This is a genomic window from Kitasatospora sp. NPDC085895, from assembly GCF_040702125.1.
Lineage (GTDB): Bacteria > Actinomycetota > Actinomycetes > Streptomycetales > Streptomycetaceae > Kitasatospora > Kitasatospora arboriphila.
In genome coordinates this window covers 1-16,264 of record NZ_JBFBJY010000021.1, presented here as the reverse complement: position 1 = coordinate 16,264, position 16,264 = coordinate 1, and the positions used below count along the sequence as shown (strand labels likewise).

Sequence of the window (16,264 nt, the reverse complement as noted above, 5' to 3'; positions counted from 1 at the left end):
CACCCGAATAGCGTGGGCGGATGCCGTTCACGCCGAGTCATCCCGCCGCCGTGCTGCCGCTCATCACCCGGGGGCCGGGGCCGCGGGCCGCTGGTGGCTGCGATGGGCACGGCGCTGCGGATCGCGCGATGGTCCGGCGGACCGGGCCCGGAGCCCGCGTACGAGCCCGTCCCCACCGTCGCGTTCGGCTCGCTCGCGGGGGCCGGCCCGGCGCTGCTCGGCTACGGCGCCCTTTGGCGGCTGACGGCGGGAAAGGCACTGGCGCGGCGGTTCGGCCGGGCGGCATGATCGCGCCATGACCTGGACCGCACCCGACACCAAGCGCACCGGCGGCTCCCTCGTGGCCGGCGAGCGCGAGATGCTGACCGGCTACCTCGCCTGGCAGCGCGACACCTTCCTGTTCAAGTGCCAGGGCCTGACGGGCGAACAGCTCGCGCTGCGCCCGCTGCCGGAGTCGAACCTCTCGTTGCTGGGCCTGATCCGCCACCTGGCGAAGGTCGAGCGGACGTGGTTCCGCGAGCGCTTCGCCGGCCTGCCGGTGCCGCGGCTGTACTCCGAGAGCCCGAACAAGGACGCCGACTTCGACGAGCTGGACCCGGCGCGGGCCGAGGAGGACTACGCCCGGCTGCTGGAGGAGCGCCGGCTCGCCGACGAGGTCCTGGCCGGCGCCTCGCTGGACGACACCTTCGTGCTGGACGGCGAGGAGTACTCGCTGCGCCTGGTCCTCTTCCACCTGGTGTCCGAGTACGCCCGCCACAACGGCCACGCCGACCTGCTGCGCGAGCACACCGACGGCGTCACCGGCGGCTGACCGGGCCGGCGGCGGCCGGGCCCGGGCGGTCAGTCGCGGCGGACCCGGAAGCGCAGGTGGCACACCCGGTCGCCCTGGACGATCTCCGGGTCCTCCAGCACCAGCGGTGAGCCGTGGTAGCCGCCGAAGTAGTGCACGCCGGCGCCGAACACCACCGGGACGAGGTCGACCAGGACCTCGTCCACCAGGCCCGCCGCGAAGGCCTGGCCGCCGACGTCGCCCGGGGTGACGGCGACGTCCCCGTCCCCGGCGTACTGCTTGGCGAGGGCGACCGCCTCGGCCGGGCCGCCGGTGACGAAGGTGAACGGTGCGTCGGGGAAGTCCCACTCGTCCGGCGGGCGGTGGGTGACCACGAAGACGGCCTCGCCGACCGGCGGCCTGCCGTCCCAGCCGTTGGTGATGTCGAACAGACGGCGGCCGATCACCGTGGCGCGGACGGTGGACCAGGCCGAGCGCAGGTACTCCGCGCTGGCGGCCGAGACCCGGAACACCCGGTCCGGGTCGGCGCCGGTGACCTCCACGTCCCCGTTGGAGTACCAGTCGAACAGTGCCCCGACCTGGTCGGAGTGGTCCGCGATGAATCCGTCCAGGGACATCGAGGCCTGTGTGATCACCCGTGCCATGTGCGCCTCCCGCCGCCCACCGTAGGGGCGGGCGGCCGGGGCGGGCGCGGGACACACCGCGGCGGCCGGCCGCTCACCCGGAGCGGTCAGGCCGGCCGCAGGACCGGGGCCCGGGGGCCGTCAGCCGACCGCGGTGTACCAGTGCTCGCGGACGGCGTCGGTGGGCCGGGGTTCGCCGAGGTCGGGGCCGCCCCAGACCGCGAGCGCCTCCAGGACGGGGCGCAGCTCCTGGCCCCGGGCGGTGAGTTCGTACACCGAGGCGTTGGCGGGGCGTTCCAGCCGGCGGCGTTCGACCAGTCCTTCGCCCTCCAGCTGCTTGAGCCGGGCGGCGAGGATGTCGGTGGAGACGCCGGGCAGGTCGGCGTGCAGGTCGGTGTAGCGGCGGGGCCCGCCGAGGAGTTCACGGACGATCAGGAGGCTCCAGCGCTCCCCCACCGCGTCCAGGGCGCGGGCGACGGCGCAGTACTGGTCGTAGCTTCGGCGTGGCATGGGGATCAGCATAGCCAAAAGGTTGGACTTTCCAAGTGGTTACTTGGTAGAACAAAGCAACCAGAGGTGAGGTCGGGAGGCCGCAGTGGAGTTTCGGCAGTCCAGCAAGCTCAAGGACGTGTGCTACGAGATCCGTGGCCCGGTGGTCGACCAGGCGAACGCCCTGGAGGAGGCCGGGCACAGCGTCCTGCGGCTGAACACCGGCAACCCCGCGCCGTTCGGCTTCGAGGCGCCGCCGGAGATCCTCCAGGACATCATCCGCAACCTGCCGAACGCCCACGGCTACAGCGACTCGCGCGGCATCCTGCCGGCCCGCCGCGCGGTGGTGCAGTACTACCAGCAGCGCGGCGTCACCGGCATGACGGTCGACGACGTCTACCTCGGCAACGGCGCCTCCGAGCTGATCCAGATGGCCGTGCAGGCGCTGGTGGACGACGGCGACGAGGTGCTCGTCCCGATGCCGGACTACCCGCTGTGGACGGCGGTGGTGCGGTTCGCCGGCGGCCGGGCGGTGCACTACCTCTGCGACGAGCAGGCCGACTGGTTCCCCGACCTCGACGACATCGCCTCGAAGATCACCGACCGCACCCGGGCGATCGTCGTCATCAACCCCAACAACCCGACCGGCGCCGTCTACTCGAAGGAGCTGCTGGAGGGCATCCTCGACCTCGCCCGCCGGCACGGCCTGATGGTGCTGGCCGACGAGATCTACGACAAGATCCTCTACGACGGCACCGAGCACCACTGCCTGGCCGCGCTCGCCGACGACGTCCTCACCCTCACCTTCAACGGCCTGTCCAAGGCGTACCGGGTGGCCGGCTTCCGCAGCGGCTGGCTGGCGGTGTCCGGCCCCAAGCAGCGGGCCGCGGACTACCTGGAGGGCCTGACCATGCTGGCCGGCATGCGGCTGTGCCCGAACGTGCCGGCGCAGTACGCGGTGCAGGCGGCGCTCGGCGGCCACCAGTCGATCAACGACCTCACCCTGCCCAACGGCCGGCTCACCGAGCAGCGCGACGTCGCCCACCGGGCGCTGAACGAGATCCCGGGCGTCAGCTGCGTCAAACCGAAGGGCGCGCTGTACGCCTTCGCGCGGCTGGACCCCGAAGTGCACAAGATCGTCGACGACGAGCGGTTCGTGCTGGACCTGCTGCTCCGCGAGAAGATCCACGTCGTCCAGGGCACCGGCTTCAACTGGCCGCGCCCGGACCACTTCCGCTTCGTCACCCTGCCGCGCGCCGACGACCTGGAGACGGCGATCAGCCGGATCGGCCGCTTCCTGGCCACCTACAAGCAGTGACCGCGAACTCGACCGCCCGGCGGGGTGCATGACACCCGCCGGGCGGGCGGGCTAGCATCGGGCCGAAAGAAGACAGACAGGTCTGTCTACCTGATGCCCGGAGGGGACGTCCATGCCCAAGCCGCCCGAGGCCGGAACCCAGGCCCCCGACTTCGCCCTGCCCGGCCTGCTGCTCGCCGGGGACACCGCACAGCGCCAGGAGTACCGGCTCTCCGACGCCAAGGGCGGCGGCCCGCTGGTGCTGGTCTTCTACCCCGGCGACGACACGCCCGTCTGCACCAAGCAGCTCTGCGAGTACACCTCCGACCTGGAGCGCTTCACCGGGCTCGGCGCCACCGTCTGGGGCGTCAGCCCGCAGGGCCTCGACAGCCACGAGCAGTTCGCCCGCCGGCACCGGATCGCCTTCCCGCTGCTCGCCGACACCGACCGCACGGTCGCGAAGGCGTACGGCATCGCGGTGCCCGGACTCGGTCTGCGCCGCTCGGTGTTCATCCTGGACGGCGACCTCACCGTCCGCTGGAAGCACGTCGCCCTGGCCGGCCTGACCTTCCGCCACAGCGACGAACTCGCCGCCGAGCTCGCCGGGTTGGGCTGAACGACGGCACCGGGCCCGCCTCCCCGACCGGGGGCGGGCCCGGCGCGTCCGGCCTCAGTGCGCCGTGCACTCGCCCGCGCGGCGGGCGATCGTGTAGTGGTCGACCTGCGTGCCGTCCTCGGCGAGGGCGGTGACCTTCATGGTGGCGGTGCGGCCCTTGTGCGCCGGGGCGACGTCCACCCGCACGAAGGAGTAGCCGGTGTAGCGCACCCGTGACCACTCCACCGTCTCCGGCACCTTCACCCCGCCCTTGCCGAAGTGGAAGGTGTTCACCGAGTCCACGCGGTGCTCGTGGCCCTCGTAGGTGTCCGGCGCGTCGAAGGAGTACAGGCTGCGGCCGGCCGCGCCCGCCGTCACGTACACCACGCCGTCCTTGGCCGGCTCGACGGTGCCGCCGCTCGGCACCGCCTTCGCCACCTTGTTGCCGAGGATCGCGTCGGTGCGCTCGTACACGTGGTTGTGGCCGTTCACGACCAGGTCGACCCGGTACTTCTCGAAGAGCGGCACCCAGGCCTCGCGGACCCCGCCCTCGGAGGCGTGCTGGTGGGTGGTGGAGAAGGCGCAGTGGTGGAAGAAGACCACCACGAAGTCGACGCCCTCGTCGGCCCGCAGCGAGCGCAGCGTCCGCTCCAGCCAGGCGGTCTGCCGGCCCGCGGTGAGGCCGAGGTTGGCCGGGATCTCGTAGGAGACGTCGTTGGCGTCCAGCGAGACCACGCCGACGTTGCCGTAGACGAAGGAGTACACGCCGGGCGCGGTACGCGGGTCCGGGCCGTTGCCGGGCAGGAAGAACCGGGCGTCCTCGCCGCCGTAGCCGTGGTGCGAGTACCAGGCCTCCATGTCGTGGTTGCCGTAGGAGACCATCCACGGGATCTTCGCCGCGACCGTCTCGGTCTGCACCAGGAAGGCGTCCCAGGTGGTGGCCGAGTACACCGACTTGTCGGAGTCCTGGCCGGAGCCGGCCGGGTCGGCGTAGCAGATGTCGCCGGCGTGCAGGTGGAAGGCCGGCTTCTGGGCCAGGATCACGTGGTCGTTCCCGGCGGCGTGCGAGGAGACGCCCTGGTCGCCGAAGGCGGTGAAGGTGAACGGCTCGTACGGGCGGCCGCCGCGGCCGTGCCGGGCCGGCGCGGTGCGGAAGGTGGAGAGGGTGGAGATCGCCTGGCCCGAGGCCGGGTCGAAGCCCTGGTGGCCGACGCCGTAGTAGTAGGTGGTGTCGGGCTGCAGGTGGTCCAGCGCGACGTGCAGGTAGTACTGGTCGACCGGGGTGCCGGTCGGGGTGAGCGCCGGGGTGTGCAGGGCGCGCACCTCCGCCTCCACCTTGTGCGAGAGGTCCCACGGGTGGCGGCCGAAGCGCAGGAACGGCCGCTTCACCGGTGCCGGGACCTGCCAGGAGATCCGGAACTGGGTGTCCGGCCGCGGGCCGAAGGCGAGGTGGCGGCCCGTCGGCGCGACCAGCGCGCCGTCGACGCCGTCGGTGACGGAACCGCCGGCCGGCGCCGCCGAGGCGGTGCCGCTGCCCAGCGCGCCGCCGACGGCCAGCAGACCCACCGTCACCGCCGAGGAGCGCAGCATCCTGCGCCGGGACAGCCTGCTGCGCAGGTACTCGTGCTGCTCGGCCGTGCTCATGCGGTCGGCGAGCCCCGCGGGCACGCCCATGTTCGGGATATCCATGCCCGGGAGGCTCCCAGCGGTGGTTGGCCCACGGAGGGACTTCCGGTGAACGGGCGCCGTCGCGCCGGTCTGCCGCCGAGCAAGAATCGGCCATCAGTTCGCAAAGTCCACGGCCGGCCGGTCGACGGTGCGACAGAACTCCACGGTGACGGTGCGCAGCCGGCCGGCCGTCAGCTCCAGCAGCTCGCCGCCCTCCTTGTGCAGCGGGGCGATCCGCAGCTCGACCGTGCAGGCCCGGTCGGCCCGCAGCGTCAGGGTGACCTGCCCGGGCGACCAGGCCAGCTCCTCGACGACCGCCCCGAAGCGGGTGCGCGCCCCCGTGAGCCGACCGCTCGGCAGGGCGGCGGGCAGCGCGGGCAGCACGGTCAGGTGGGCCGGGCGGCCGGGGCGGGCCGGGCGGGAGCGCAGCAGCATCTCGGTGAGCACCCCGGGCAGGGCGTGCGCCACGTCCGCGTTGAAGACGTCCCGGTCCGGGTAGTGGCTGCTCATCAGGGAGCGGAAGAAGAAGCCGCGGACGAGCAGGTGGGCGAGCTGACAGGTGAGCAGCCCGGCGTCGTCCAGCCGGGCGGCGGCCAGCGCCCGGTGCAGGTGGCCGTGGCCGGAGTGGTTCTCGTCGCCGCGCAGCAGCAGCGCGGTGCGGGCGGCCGCGGCGAGCTCCGGGGTGGTGTCCGGGGCGATCTCGCCGAGCGGCCAGACCGGGTAGAGGTGGCTGACGTGTCGGTGGTCGTAGCCGTCCCGGTGGCCGGGCCAGGCCCATTCGGCGAGCGCACCGTCCTCGTTGACGAGGTAGTCGGGCAGCCGGGCGGCCAGGGCCCGCCAGCCGGCGGTGCGGGCGGCGGGGGCGGCGCGGTGCCGGTCGGCGAGGTCGGCGGCGGTGGTGAGGGCGTGCCGGGCGGCGGCGATGTCCATGGTGGCGTTGACCGAGGCGGCGGCGGGCGTCGCCTCGCCGGTGGCCGGGTCGACGGGGTGGTTCTCGGGTGAGTAGGAGGGCACCACGGCGATCCGGCCGTCCGGGCCGGTGCGGGTGAGGAAGTCCTCGTAGAAGGCGGCGGTCTCCAGCAGGGTAGGCAGCAGCTCGCCGGTGAGGAAGGCGGTGTCCCCGGTGGTCTCGGCGTGCTCCAGCAGCGGGTGCAGCAGCCAGTCGGCGCCGGCCGTCCACAGGTGGTGCGCCCAGCTGTGGTTGAAGTGGTACTGCAGGCCGTTGGTGCCGTCGGTGTGGGCGGGGGCGACCGCGCCACGGGTGCCGTAGAGCCGGCGGGCGTTGGTGCGCCAGTCCGGCAGCTGGTCGCGGACGAGGGCGGCGAGCGCCAGCGAGGCCTCGGGCAGGCCGGTCGCGGCGGCGCCGGCGAGCTGCAGGTTGAGGTTGGCGTTGGTGGTGAACGCGCCGCCCCAGGCGCTCCCCCAGTCGCCCGTCCACAGACCGCACAGCCGCGGCGGGCGCTCCCCGGAGGAGGCCAGCAGGTGGTACCGGCCGGCCGCGAACAGCGACTCCAGCAGCGCGGGTTGCAGCGTCGACGGGTCGGCCTCCTGGCGGGCCAGCAGCTCGGCGACGGGCAGCTCGCGGTCGGCGGCCGGGGCGTGCAGGTCGAGGGCGACCCGGTCGTAGGCCTCGATGTGCAGGTCGAGGTGGCGCTGCAGCAGCAGTTCGTAGTCCTCGGACAGCGTGTACAGGCCCGTGTCCAGCCGGCCGAGGCGGCCGTCGGGTTCGGCGACCGGGCCGCGGGCGGTGCGGGTGAGCAGCAGCAACTGGCGGGCGCCGCTCACGTGCACCCGGGGGCCGTCACAGCGGACGGTGCCGCCGGGGGCGAGCAGCCGGGTCGCGCCGCGGTAGCCGAGCTCGCTGTCGGGGTAGCGGACGCGCAGCCGCAGCAGGGCGGTGTCCCGCGGAGCGTCCGCCCCGGGCGCGGGGATCTCGGCGGGGCGGTAGACCGAGCGGACGGCGGCCCGCAGCTCCTCGGGCGCGCCGGGCAGCCGGGTGTCGAGGCAGACCTCGGCCTCGACGGCGCCGCCGCTCGGTGCGGTCAGCAGGTGCACCACCACGTCGTCGGCGCGGGAGACGAAGGTCTCGCAGCGCCACCAGCCGTCCGCCTCGTGCCATTCGGCGGCGGCGACGCCGGTGCGCAGGTCCAGGGTGCGCCGGTAGCCGTCGGCCTCGGCGGCCGGACGGCGGACGCGGACGGCGAAGCCGGGGTGGAAGGACTGCACGTACCGGGGCTCCCGGTCGCCGCCGAACGCGGCCACCGCCTCCGCCTGCCGGCCCGCCAGCAGCGCGTCCTGCACCTCGGCGAGCACGGGGGCGAGCAGCGGCGGCTCGGCGCCGCTCGCCGGGTCGGGGCGGACCAGGTGGTGGTGGGTGATCACCAGGTGCTCGTCCTCGGTGCGGCCGTGCACGAGGACGCCGTGCCGGCCGTTGCCGCCGAGGTAGGCGTCCTCCCAGCGGGCGGCGGGTGCGGTGTCGTGGATGCCGTGCGTGGGGGCGTCGGGCATGGCGGAGTCCTGTCGGTCACATGGGTCGCAGCACCGCTGCGCCGTGGGGGGCGAGCTGTAGGGCGGCGGTGTCGCGGGCGGTCAGCAGGTTCCGGTGAGGGCCGGACAGGGGGAGGTGCACCGGGCGGCGGTGTGGTTGAGCACGAAGAGCAGTCCGCCGCGCCGGACGGCCTCCACTCCGTCGGGGAGGCCGGGCAGTTCGGGGTGCTCGCCGGCGGCGTCGGCGGCGCCGGCGAGCAGCCGCCGCAGGACGGCGGGGTCGGGCAGGGTGGCGAGGTAGTGGGCGCGGCCGTGCCGGGTGGCGGCGGGGGTGCCGTCGGCGAACGAGGCGATCACCTCGGTGCCTTCGGCGAGGCGCAGCTCCTCGCTCCACAGGTCCGCGGTGCCGCCGCCGTCGAGGCCGGCGGGCGCGTCGAGCGGGCGCCACTCGAGCGGGTGGACGCCGAGCAGGTCGCGCAGCCGTCCGTCCGTGCCGCCGGGACGGATCGTGTCCTGGTCGTCGGCGACACCGGTGAAGAAGCCGGCGACCAGGGTACCGCCGCGGCGTGCGTGGGCGACCAGGTTCTCGACGGCCCGGTCGGAGGCGAGGTAGAGGTTGGGGACGACGACCAGCCGGTAGCGGGTGAGGTCGGCCTCCGGGTGGACGTGGTCGGCGGTGAGGTGGGCGTCCCAGAGGGCGCCGTGCCGGGCGAGGGCGAGCGGGGCGAGGTCGCCCCGGTCGGGGGGGGCGGCCGCGCTGCTCCAGCGCCCACCGGTTCGGCCAGTCGAAGACGACGGCCACCTCCGCGCGCACCTCGGTGCCCACCACCTCGGCGAGCAGCGGGAGTTCGCGGCCGATCGCGCGGACGGCCCGGTGCTGCGGGGTGTCCGCCCCGGCGTGCGGCAGCAGCGCGGAGTGGAACTTCTCGGCGCCCTGGCGGGAGGCCCGCCACTGGAAGAAGCAGAGGCCGTCGGCGCCTCGGGCGACGGCCTGCAGCGCCTCCAGGCGGAGCCGCTCGGCCGGCTTGGCCCGGTTGACGCCGCGCCAGTTGACGGCGGATGCGGCCATCTCCATCTGCAGCCAGGGGCCGCCGGCCTGGGAGCGGGTCATGTCCTGGCCGAGGGCGGCCCGGACGGCGGCGCGGGGGTCGGCCGGGCCGGGGTGGGCGTCGAGCGAGACGACGTCCTGCTCGGCGGCGAAGGCCCAGCAGTCGACGTGCGGGTGGAGGGTCATGAAGTTGGTGGTGACCGGCGGCTCCGGGCTGTGCCGGCGGAGCACGTCGCGTTCGGCGGTGAAGCACTCCAGCAGCACGTCGGAGCAGAACCGGCGGAAGTCCAGCACCTGCGCCGGGTTGGGCAGGTAGGGGGCGGCGAGCGGCGGGGTGACGGTGGACCAGCTGCTGTGCCGCTGGCTCCAGAAGGCGGTGCCCCAGGCCTCGTTGAGGGCGTCCAGGCCGCCGTGCCGCTTGCGCAGCCAGTCCCGGAAGCGCCCGGCCGTCTCCTCGCAGTGGCAGACCGGCCCGTACTCGTTGTTGACGTGCACATCCGGACGGCCGGGTGGCGGCCGAACGCGGCGGCGAAGTTCTCGAAGCCGACGAAGGCGCTGCCGGTGATGCCGCCGCCGTAGACGTCGTAGTCCTGGAAGGCGACGACGTTGCCGAGCAGCGGGACGTAGGTGAAGACCAGGAGCAGGCCGACGGCGGGCAGGGTCATCAGCAGCAGGGTGCGGTCGCGGCGCAGCCGCTGCCTGCGGGTGATGCCGCGCCGGGGTGCGGCGGGCCCTGCGGGTCGGCTGTCGGCGGGTGGGGCCGGCGGCGGTGCCGGCCGGTCGGCTGCTGGGGCCCTGCTGGTCATGGTGGGTGCTCCGCCCTGGCCGCCGGTGCGATGCGCCACCGGGCGGCCGTAGTGCATGTCGTGGGGTGCGCCGGCGCGGCCGGCGCGCGGTCAGCTGGAGGACTTGTCGAGGATGTCCTGGTAGAAGGCGCGCAGTTCCTCGCCGCCGTTCTTGCGCCAGTTGTCGACCGCGTCCTTGACGTCGGAGATCTTCTTGCGGTTGCGCACGACCTCCTTCTGCAGGTCGTCGAACGGGGTGTGGAGCGAGGCGTAGCGGCTCGGCTCCTGGATCTGCATCGCGTGGAAGAGCGGCTTCTTGGCGAAGGCCGTCATCCGGCCCATCCAGTCGGCGAAGTCGGTGGCGGCCTGCGGCTGGTCGGACCAGGCGATGGTGGCGGCCGGCGAGGCGACGAACTCGCAGGAGGAGAGGACCTCCTTGGTGCCGAGGTCGGTCTGCACGGGGTGCCGGAGGCGTCGCGGTTGTAGTGGACGCCCTCGACGCCGAACTTCTCGAGGACGAACTCCTTGCTGCCGAACGGCGCGGCGGCGTAGTCGGCGACGGCGAGCAGTTCCTCGATCCTCTCGGCGGGCAGCTTGGCGGAGAGGAAGCTGAAGATGCCGGCCGGGCTGCCGATGTAGAGCTCGAGCCTGCCGCCGTCGTGGGCGAAGGAGTCCATCGGCTTGATGCGGAACTTCGGGTTGGCCTTGGCCTGTTCGTTCATCATGCCGCGCATCACGTCGCCGTCGTTCATGATGAGCGACTGGCCGGAGGTGAAGCGGGTCTTGGCGTCGTTGGCCTTGCCGGCGACGGAGTCGGGGTGGACGCTGCCCTGGGCGTAGAGCTTCTGCGTCCAGGAGAGCGCCTCGACGTACTCGTCGGTCTCGACCAGGTGGACGAGCTTGCCGTCCTGCTGCTTCCAGTAGCCGGGCATGGTGCGGGGGACGCAGTTGAACATGACCTGCGCCGTCCACCACATGTCCTCGCAGGCCCAGACCTTGGCGGGGCTGGTGGTCTCCTTGGCGAGGGCGAGGAACTCGTCGGCGGTCTTCGGCAGGGTCCAGCCCTTCTCGGCGAAGACGTCGGCCCGGTAGTAGGGGACGACGCCGCCGAGCGGGCGGTTGGGCATCGGCAGGCCGCGCAGCTTGCCGCCGAACATGCACATCTTCCAGGCGTCGGTGGGGATCGCGGCGAGGTTGGGGTACTTCTTGGCCTTGTCGCCGGAGAGGTGCGGGCCGAGGTCGGCGGCCTTGGCGCTGATGGCGTTGGGGATCTGGCCGTTGATGTTCCAGCCGGGGATGCAGAACAGGTCGGGGATGCTGTCGCCGGCGAGCACCGCGCCGAGCTTGTCCTGGTAGGTGACGCCGTCCTGCAGTTGCCAGTTCACCTTGATGCCGAGCGCCTCGTCCATCGCGGCGAAGTACTTGCTGCCCTTGCCCGGGTCGGAGCCCCAGAGCGGGGTGAAGAAGGTGTACGAGCCGCCCTTGCCGGGCTTCGCGGCGACGGAGGCCTTGAGCTCGGCGGGGAACTTCAGGAAGGCCGGGGTGGAGCCGTTCGAACCGGGGATGCCCGGGGTCACGAGGGTGGAGGCCACGAACGCGGGCAGGGCGTTCTGCAGGGCAGTGCCGGTGGCGACACCGCCCTTGCCGCCGGCGCGGCCGGTGCCGGAGGAGCAGGCCGTCAGCAGGCCGCCGCCGGTGACCGCGGCGGCTGCGGCGACGGCGGCGCCGAGGAAGCCTCGGCGGGACGGGCGGGAGGCGGAGCCGACTCTGTCAGCGCTGGTCATGGCGGGTGGGGCCCTTCGTCGTGTGGCGGGGCGCTCGGTCGTGGGGCGGCCGGCGGCACGGCCGCGCCCGGCCGGCGTCCCCGGGGTGCGGCTGGGTGGGAGGTCCCGCGGCGGGGCCGAGGGGGTGTGACGACGGTGCGGGGGGTGGCGCGGCGGAGCGCCCCCGGCGGGTGCGGCGGTGGCCCGGCCACACTGTCGAAGCGCTTCAACGTGGTGCCAGGCCAGGCCAGCCCGGCCGCCACACAAGGGTTTGCGCGCGGTTCACAGTTCAGGACTTGACGGCGGAACAGACCGTGCGACCGCTTCGGGACAGCCACCTGCGACCCTGCCGAATCAGTCTGGACCAGCAGGAACACCCGGCGCGGGCGACCCGGGCCGGCGGTCGGCAGTCTTGACAGCCTGCGATGCCACTGCCAATTTCGAAGCACTTCGACCGACCACCTCGTGAAGCCGCAGCTCCGCCCCCGCGCCGCACCGGAGGACCATCCATGCCCGACGACGGGGCGACCCGCGTCGATCTCACCGCCGCCCGGATCGAGGTGCCCGCCGCCGGCGGCCGGTACGCCTGGACGACCGTCCGGGCCGACCTCGCCGTGCCCGCCAAGGGCGTCCACGAGCTGCGGATCGTGCTGCGCGGCGCGCTGCGGCTGGCCGAGGCCGCCTTCGGCTGAGCCGGGTGCCGGCCCCGCGGCGGTGGTTGCGGGGCCGGCACTTGGCGATCCGCGCACGGATCGTGCACGGAGGGTGCACGGACCGTCCGGGCCCTCCCCCGGCACGCACCCGCTGAGGCAGGATCAGCCCCCATGACCGCCAGGATTCTCATTCACACCCGCAACCTGCTCTTCCCGCACGAGTCCGTCGTCGACGGCGTGCGCGCGCTGCGCGAACTCGGCGCCGACCACGGCTTCGACGTGGACGCCACCGACGAGCCCTCGGAGTTCCGCCCGGGCTCGCTGCGCCGCTACGCCGCCGTGGTCTTCCTCTCCACCGGCGGCGACGTGCTGGACGAGCCGGGACGGGACGCCCTGCGGGCCCACCTCGGCGCCGGGAACGGCTGGATGGGCGTGCACTGCGCGGCCGGCACCGAGCTGGAGTGGCCCTGGTACGAGGGCCTGGTCGGGGCCCGCTTCCACAGCCACCCGCCGATCCAGACCGCCACCGTCCGCACCGCCGACAGCGGCCACCCGGCCACCTCCCACCTCCCGCCCAGCTGGACGTGGACCGACGAGTGGTACAACTTCCGCACCGACCCCCGGGAGCGCGACGTGCGGGTGCTGCTCACCGTGGACGAGGACGGCTACGAGGGCGGGCTGATGGGCCCCGGCCACCCGATCGCCTGGTCCGGCGAGCACGACGGCGCCCCCACCTTCTACACCTCGATCGGCCACGCGCCGGAGGCCTACCGGGACGCGTGCTTCCGGGCGCACCTGCTGGGCGGTGTCCGGCATGCGCTGGGCGAGAAGTAAGAGATGCCCGGTTTGACCGATTCCCTGTGAGAGGCCGGCGGGCGCCGGAGTCGGACGAGCCCGAGGAGCAGCCCCGATGTACGCCATCCACGGCCCGCTGCCCGACGCCGACCGCGCCACGGTCGGCGAGGCCCTGCAGGGCGCCCTGGTCTACCTGGTCGACCTCTCGCTGGTCGGCAAGCAGCTGCACTGGAACGTGGTGGGCCCGCGCTTCCGCCCCGTCCACCTGCAGCTGGACGAGATCGTCGTGCTCGCCCGGCAGCACGCGGACACGGTGGCGGAGCGGGCCGCCGCGATCGGCTTCCCGCCGGACGGCCGGGCGCGGACCGTCGCCGACAGCAGCGGCATCACCGCCCCCGCCTCGGGCCCGGTCCGGGACGACGACACGGTGGCGGCCCTGGTCGCCGCCCTCGGCGCGGTGATCGCCCGGATGCGGCAGCGGATCACCTCCACCGCCGACCCGGACCCGGTCAGCCAGGACATCCTGATCGGCCTCACCGCCGACCTGGAGAAGTACTCCTGGATGGCGCAGGCCGAACACACCGGCTGAGCCCCTTCCGCGGGGCCGCGCGGGGGTGCCCCGCGCGGCCCCGCTACAGCCGCTCCCCCGGCACCGCCGCGTACGCCGCGCGCAGGGCCGCCACCACCGGGTGCGCCACCGCCAGGTCCGTCCCGTCCACCGCCGCCACCGGGCGCACCCCGACGGCGGCGTTGGTCGCGAAGGCGGCCTCGAAGCCCGCCGGGCCGGTGATCCGCCCGGCCCGCCACGGGTGGGCGGCCTGCAGCAGTTCCATGGTGGTGCCGCGCAGCTGATCGGCCGCCGGCCAGAACACCTCGCCGCCGCGGACGAAGCCGATGTTCCAGGTGCCGCCCTCGGAGACGGCCCCGGAGGCGTCGGTGAACAGGGCGTCGTCGTAGCCGGCCGCCTGCGCGGCCCGCCGCTCGCGCAGCGCCCCGAACAGGCCGACGCCCTTGACGTGCGGCGCGTCCCGCTCGTACCGGACGGTCCGCACGCGCAGCGGCGGCAGCCGGGCCGGCCCGGCCGGACGGGTCGTCACCAGGACGCGCGGGCTCGCCGCGGCGCCGATCCGGCCGAGGTCCAGCTCCGGGTCGAAGACGGTCACCCGCACCGTCGCGGCCCCGGCCGTCGGCGCCGCCCGGCGCGCGTACGCCCGGACGCGCTCCAGGTCGAGGTCGGTGCCGAACAGTTCGCGGCAGTCCCGCTCCAGCCGGGCGAGGTGCAGCCCGAGGCCCCTGACCAGGCCGTCCTCCACCAGTACGGTGGTGAAGTGCCCGTAGTTGGTGAGCGCCAGGGCCTGCAGCTGCGCGGCCGTGGCCGGCCGCCCGTCGAGTTCCGCCATGCGCCCAGCATGGCAGCAGCCGCCGCGGTAGCCTCGGCTCGGCCCGGCGGGTACGGGCCGGCGGCGGCGACCGGTGAGGACGGCATGACGGCGATCGCGGTGACCGGGCACCTGGACCTCTCCGAGCGGACGGTACCGCTGGTGCGGGACGAACTGCGGGCGCTGCTCGCCGCGCACCGCCCCGCCGGGTTGACCGGCCTGTCCTGCCTCGCGCCCGGGGCTGACTCGCTCTTCGCCGAGGAGGTGCTCGCCGCCGGCGGTCGCCTGGTCGCCGTCCTGCCCTCGCCCCGCTACCGCCGCTGGCTCGCCGAGCCGGACCGGCCCGCGTTCGACCGGCTGCTCGCGGCCGCCGCCGAGGCGGTCGTACTGCCGTACCGGGAGCAGTCCGACGCCGCGTACCAGGCCGCCAACGCCGAACTGCTGCGCCGGGCCGACCTGGTGGTCGCGGTCTGGGACGGCCGGCCGGGGCGCGGCCTCGGCGGCACCGCCGACATGGTGGCCACCGCGCGGCGGGCCGGGGTTCCGGTCCGGGTGGTGTGGCCGGACGGGTCGGCCCGGGCGGCGGCCTGACGGTCAGCCGGGCAGGTTCTCCCGGATCCGCCGGGAGACGGTGAACTCCTGGAGGTCGAGGGTGCCCGGCGCGGGCACCAGGCCGGGGCCGCCGGCCCGCACCCACTCCACCACTTCGTCGATCATGTCGTCGGAGAGCACCCAGCCGAGCCAGACCGGCCGTCCGCCGGCCTGCCGCCCCTCGGCGGAGGGGCCCACCACGACGACGTTGGAGTGTCCGCAGGCGTCCAGGCAGTCCACCGCCCGGACCTTGCCCGCCTCGCCGATCCCTTCGCGGAGCCGGGCCAGCTGGCCCTGGTGGTCGACGCCGGGGTGCTTGGCCGTCGTACCGCAGCAGCAGCCCCGGCAGACGGTGACGGTGACCGGCGCGGGCGCGGCGGGCGGCTGGCTGCGGGGACGACGGGCCATGGGTTCCCTCCCTGGTGCCCGCCGCCGCGCGCCGCCGAACGGGTGACGGCTCCGAGAACGGCGGACCGGTACGAACGGCACCGCCACAACGGTCGGCACCTGGGGAGATTCTGCCGCAGCGGGCCGCCCGCTCCGCGCGCGGCCCCGGACGGTGATGCATATGGTGATCGCACCATCACGCTCCGCGTGCCGTCGCGGCCGCCACCGGCGGTCGACCCCGCGGACGACGAGAGGAAACCCCCGTGACCACTGCCAGTGACATCATGCACCGCGGCGCCCAGTGCATCGACGCCGACCAGACCCTGATGGCCGCCGCGAAGATGATGCGCGACATGGAGGTCGGCGCCCTGCCCATCTGCGGCCCGGACGGGATGCTCAAGGGCATCATCACCGACCGGGACATCGTGGTGAAGTGTCTGGCGGCCGGCAAGGACCCGTCGACCATGATGGCGATGGACCTGGCCGGCCACCTGCACTGCGTGAAGGCCTCCGACGACATGGAGGCGGTGCTCAAGAAGATGGAGCAGCACCAGATCCGCCGGATGCCGGTGATCGAGGACGGCCGGCTGGTCGGGATGATCAGCGAGGCCGACCTCGCGATGGGCCACCGCGAGGGCCAGCGACTGACCGACCGTCAGATCATCGAGTTCATGGACAGCATCTACGTGAGCCGCTGACGCCGCGACGCCCCCGGGGCGGGGGGGGGGCGGGCCGGGGGCGCGCCCCCCCCCCCCCCCCCCCCCCCCCCCCCCCCCCCCCCCCCCCCCCCCCCGCCCCCCCCCCCCCCCCCCCCCCCCCCCCCCCAACCCCACAAAAAAAAAAAAAAAAAACAAAAACAACAACAACAACACACCAACAAAAAAAAAAAAAAAAAACAACAACACCAACAAACC

At 74.0% G+C, this 16,264-nt stretch carries 17 protein-coding genes and 3 pseudogenes; 9 read left to right on the top strand and 11 right to left on the bottom strand.

Features of this window, described 5'->3' with window-relative positions; genetic code table 11:
• Positions 1 to 102: 102 nt before the first annotated feature.
• Both AB0442_RS15915 and AB0442_RS15910 read left to right on the top strand, forming a co-directional pair.
• Complete coding sequence (locus AB0442_RS15915; protein WP_366163282.1) at positions 103 to 288, top strand: hypothetical protein; 186 nt, start codon at positions 103 to 105, stop codon at positions 286 to 288.
• A 7-nt stretch (positions 289 to 295) separates the two neighbouring features.
• Complete coding sequence (locus tag AB0442_RS15910) at positions 296 to 811, top strand: DinB family protein (protein ID WP_344623094.1); 516 nt, start codon at positions 296 to 298, stop codon at positions 809 to 811.
• Between the two features lie 29 nt (positions 812 to 840).
• Here the strand turns inward: AB0442_RS15910 and AB0442_RS15905 are convergent, their stop codons facing one another.
• Together AB0442_RS15905 and AB0442_RS15900 are read right to left on the bottom strand one after the other, a co-directional pair.
• Positions 841 to 1,434: a dihydrofolate reductase family protein gene (locus tag AB0442_RS15905; protein WP_344623095.1), complete on the bottom strand. Its 594-nt coding sequence runs from the start codon at positions 1,432 to 1,434 to the stop codon at positions 841 to 843.
• A 120-nt stretch (positions 1,435 to 1,554) separates the two neighbouring features.
• On the bottom strand, positions 1,555 to 1,923 hold the full coding sequence (locus AB0442_RS15900) for a helix-turn-helix domain-containing protein (protein WP_030262099.1): 369 nt from the start codon (positions 1,921 to 1,923) through the stop codon (positions 1,555 to 1,557).
• Positions 1,924 to 2,008: 85 nt separating this feature from the next.
• Between AB0442_RS15900 and AB0442_RS15895 the strand changes: the two genes are divergently transcribed.
• Both AB0442_RS15895 and AB0442_RS15890 read left to right on the top strand, forming a co-directional pair.
• A complete protein-coding gene (locus AB0442_RS15895; protein WP_366163280.1) occupies positions 2,009 to 3,220 on the top strand; it encodes a pyridoxal phosphate-dependent aminotransferase in 1,212 nt (403 codons plus the stop codon).
• A 112-nt stretch (positions 3,221 to 3,332) separates the two neighbouring features.
• Positions 3,333 to 3,815, top strand: coding sequence for a peroxiredoxin (locus AB0442_RS15890; protein ID WP_366163279.1), 483 nt, complete (start codon positions 3,333 to 3,335; stop codon positions 3,813 to 3,815).
• Positions 3,816 to 3,869: 54 nt separating this feature from the next.
• Here AB0442_RS15890 and AB0442_RS15885 read toward each other — a convergent pair whose 3' ends face one another.
• The 7 genes and pseudogenes from AB0442_RS15885 to AB0442_RS15855 form a co-directional block, all read right to left on the bottom strand.
• Positions 3,870 to 5,483: a metallophosphoesterase family protein gene (locus AB0442_RS15885; RefSeq protein WP_366163278.1), complete on the bottom strand. Its 1,614-nt coding sequence runs from the start codon at positions 5,481 to 5,483 to the stop codon at positions 3,870 to 3,872.
• Between the two features lie 93 nt (positions 5,484 to 5,576).
• Positions 5,577 to 7,970 carry a glycoside hydrolase N-terminal domain-containing protein gene (locus AB0442_RS15880; protein ID WP_366163276.1) on the bottom strand — a complete coding sequence of 798 codons (2,394 nt, stop codon included), beginning with the start codon at positions 7,968 to 7,970 and terminating at the stop codon, positions 5,577 to 5,579.
• Positions 7,971 to 8,051: 81 nt separating this feature from the next.
• Positions 8,052 to 8,642, bottom strand: a pseudogene (locus tag AB0442_RS15875) (beta-galactosidase trimerization domain-containing protein); the annotation flags it as partial.
• A gap of 211 nt (positions 8,643 to 8,853) precedes the next feature.
• Positions 8,854 to 9,492, bottom strand: a pseudogene (locus tag AB0442_RS15870) (beta-galactosidase); the annotation flags it as partial.
• 80 nt (positions 9,493 to 9,572) lie between these two features.
• Positions 9,573 to 9,803, bottom strand: a pseudogene (locus AB0442_RS15865) (sugar ABC transporter permease); the annotation flags it as partial.
• A gap of 90 nt (positions 9,804 to 9,893) precedes the next feature.
• Positions 9,894 to 10,115, bottom strand: coding sequence for a hypothetical protein (locus tag AB0442_RS15860; protein ID WP_366163274.1), 222 nt, complete (start codon positions 10,113 to 10,115; stop codon positions 9,894 to 9,896).
• The gene (locus AB0442_RS15855; RefSeq protein WP_366163272.1) at positions 10,112 to 11,566 is read right to left on the bottom strand and encodes an extracellular solute-binding protein; all 1,455 of its coding nucleotides are present in this window, start codon (positions 11,564 to 11,566) and stop codon (positions 10,112 to 10,114) included. Before AB0442_RS15855 ends, AB0442_RS15860 begins: the two co-directional genes overlap by 4 nt.
• Before the next feature lie 488 nt (positions 11,567 to 12,054).
• On the opposite strand from AB0442_RS15855, the gene AB0442_RS15850 reads away from it, so the two are divergent.
• The 3 genes from AB0442_RS15850 to AB0442_RS15840 all read left to right on the top strand — a co-directional run bounded on the left by AB0442_RS15850 (position 12,055) and on the right by AB0442_RS15840 (position 13,582).
• On the top strand, positions 12,055 to 12,237 hold the full coding sequence (locus AB0442_RS15850) for a hypothetical protein (protein ID WP_366163270.1): 183 nt from the start codon (positions 12,055 to 12,057) through the stop codon (positions 12,235 to 12,237).
• A gap of 132 nt (positions 12,238 to 12,369) precedes the next feature.
• Positions 12,370 to 13,032 carry a ThuA domain-containing protein gene (locus AB0442_RS15845; RefSeq protein WP_366163269.1) on the top strand — a complete coding sequence of 221 codons (663 nt, stop codon included), beginning with the start codon at positions 12,370 to 12,372 and terminating at the stop codon, positions 13,030 to 13,032.
• 76 nt (positions 13,033 to 13,108) lie between these two features.
• Positions 13,109 to 13,582, top strand: a complete 474-nt coding sequence (locus tag AB0442_RS15840) for a DNA starvation/stationary phase protection protein (RefSeq protein ID WP_366163268.1) — start codon at positions 13,109 to 13,111, stop codon at positions 13,580 to 13,582.
• Positions 13,583 to 13,625: 43 nt separating this feature from the next.
• Here the strand turns inward: AB0442_RS15840 and AB0442_RS15835 are convergent, their stop codons facing one another.
• Complete coding sequence (locus AB0442_RS15835; RefSeq protein ID WP_366163267.1) at positions 13,626 to 14,393, bottom strand: aminotransferase class IV; 768 nt, start codon at positions 14,391 to 14,393, stop codon at positions 13,626 to 13,628.
• An 84-nt stretch (positions 14,394 to 14,477) separates the two neighbouring features.
• On the opposite strand from AB0442_RS15835, the gene AB0442_RS15830 reads away from it, so the two are divergent.
• Positions 14,478 to 14,963 (top strand): hypothetical protein, encoded by a 486-nt coding sequence (locus AB0442_RS15830; RefSeq protein ID WP_366163387.1) that lies wholly within the window; start codon positions 14,478 to 14,480, stop codon positions 14,961 to 14,963.
• Between the two features lie 3 nt (positions 14,964 to 14,966).
• Here the strand turns inward: AB0442_RS15830 and AB0442_RS15825 are convergent, their stop codons facing one another.
• Complete coding sequence (locus AB0442_RS15825) at positions 14,967 to 15,371, bottom strand: (2Fe-2S) ferredoxin domain-containing protein (protein ID WP_363540274.1); 405 nt, start codon at positions 15,369 to 15,371, stop codon at positions 14,967 to 14,969.
• A gap of 242 nt (positions 15,372 to 15,613) precedes the next feature.
• On the opposite strand from AB0442_RS15825, the gene AB0442_RS15820 reads away from it, so the two are divergent.
• On the top strand, positions 15,614 to 16,048 hold the full coding sequence (locus AB0442_RS15820; RefSeq protein ID WP_363540275.1) for a CBS domain-containing protein: 435 nt from the start codon (positions 15,614 to 15,616) through the stop codon (positions 16,046 to 16,048).
• The last annotated feature ends 216 nt before the right edge of the window (positions 16,049 to 16,264 follow it).

What these genes read in the sequence shown, in the direction of transcription:
- AB0442_RS15915 (WP_366163282.1), top strand. Translation starts at nt 103, where the DNA reads ATGGGCACGGCGCTGCGGATCGCGCGATGGTCCGGCGGACCGGGCCCG.
- AB0442_RS15910 (WP_344623094.1), top strand. Translation starts at nt 296, where the DNA reads ATGACCTGGACCGCACCCGACACCAAGCGCACCGGCGGCTCCCTCGTG.
- AB0442_RS15905 (WP_344623095.1), bottom strand. Translation starts at nt 1,434, where the DNA reads ATGGCACGGGTGATCACACAGGCCTCGATGTCCCTGGACGGATTCATC.
- AB0442_RS15900 (WP_030262099.1), bottom strand. Translation starts at nt 1,923, where the DNA reads ATGCCACGCCGAAGCTACGACCAGTACTGCGCCGTCGCCCGCGCCCTG.
- AB0442_RS15890 (WP_366163279.1), top strand. Translation starts at nt 3,333, where the DNA reads ATGCCCAAGCCGCCCGAGGCCGGAACCCAGGCCCCCGACTTCGCCCTG.
- AB0442_RS15885 (WP_366163278.1), bottom strand. Translation starts at nt 5,483, where the DNA reads ATGGATATCCCGAACATGGGCGTGCCCGCGGGGCTCGCCGACCGCATG.
- AB0442_RS15880 (WP_366163276.1), bottom strand. Translation starts at nt 7,970, where the DNA reads ATGCCCGACGCCCCCACGCACGGCATCCACGACACCGCACCCGCCGCC.
- AB0442_RS15860 (WP_366163274.1), bottom strand. Translation starts at nt 10,115, where the DNA reads ATGACGGCCTTCGCCAAGAAGCCGCTCTTCCACGCGATGCAGATCCAG.
- AB0442_RS15855 (WP_366163272.1), bottom strand. Translation starts at nt 11,566, where the DNA reads ATGACCAGCGCTGACAGAGTCGGCTCCGCCTCCCGCCCGTCCCGCCGA.
- AB0442_RS15850 (WP_366163270.1), top strand. Translation starts at nt 12,055, where the DNA reads ATGCCCGACGACGGGGCGACCCGCGTCGATCTCACCGCCGCCCGGATC.
- AB0442_RS15845 (WP_366163269.1), top strand. Translation starts at nt 12,370, where the DNA reads ATGACCGCCAGGATTCTCATTCACACCCGCAACCTGCTCTTCCCGCAC.
- AB0442_RS15840 (WP_366163268.1), top strand. Translation starts at nt 13,109, where the DNA reads ATGTACGCCATCCACGGCCCGCTGCCCGACGCCGACCGCGCCACGGTC.
- AB0442_RS15835 (WP_366163267.1), bottom strand. Translation starts at nt 14,393, where the DNA reads ATGGCGGAACTCGACGGGCGGCCGGCCACGGCCGCGCAGCTGCAGGCC.
- AB0442_RS15830 (WP_366163387.1), top strand. Translation starts at nt 14,478, where the DNA reads ATGACGGCGATCGCGGTGACCGGGCACCTGGACCTCTCCGAGCGGACG.
- AB0442_RS15825 (WP_363540274.1), bottom strand. Translation starts at nt 15,371, where the DNA reads ATGGCCCGTCGTCCCCGCAGCCAGCCGCCCGCCGCGCCCGCGCCGGTC.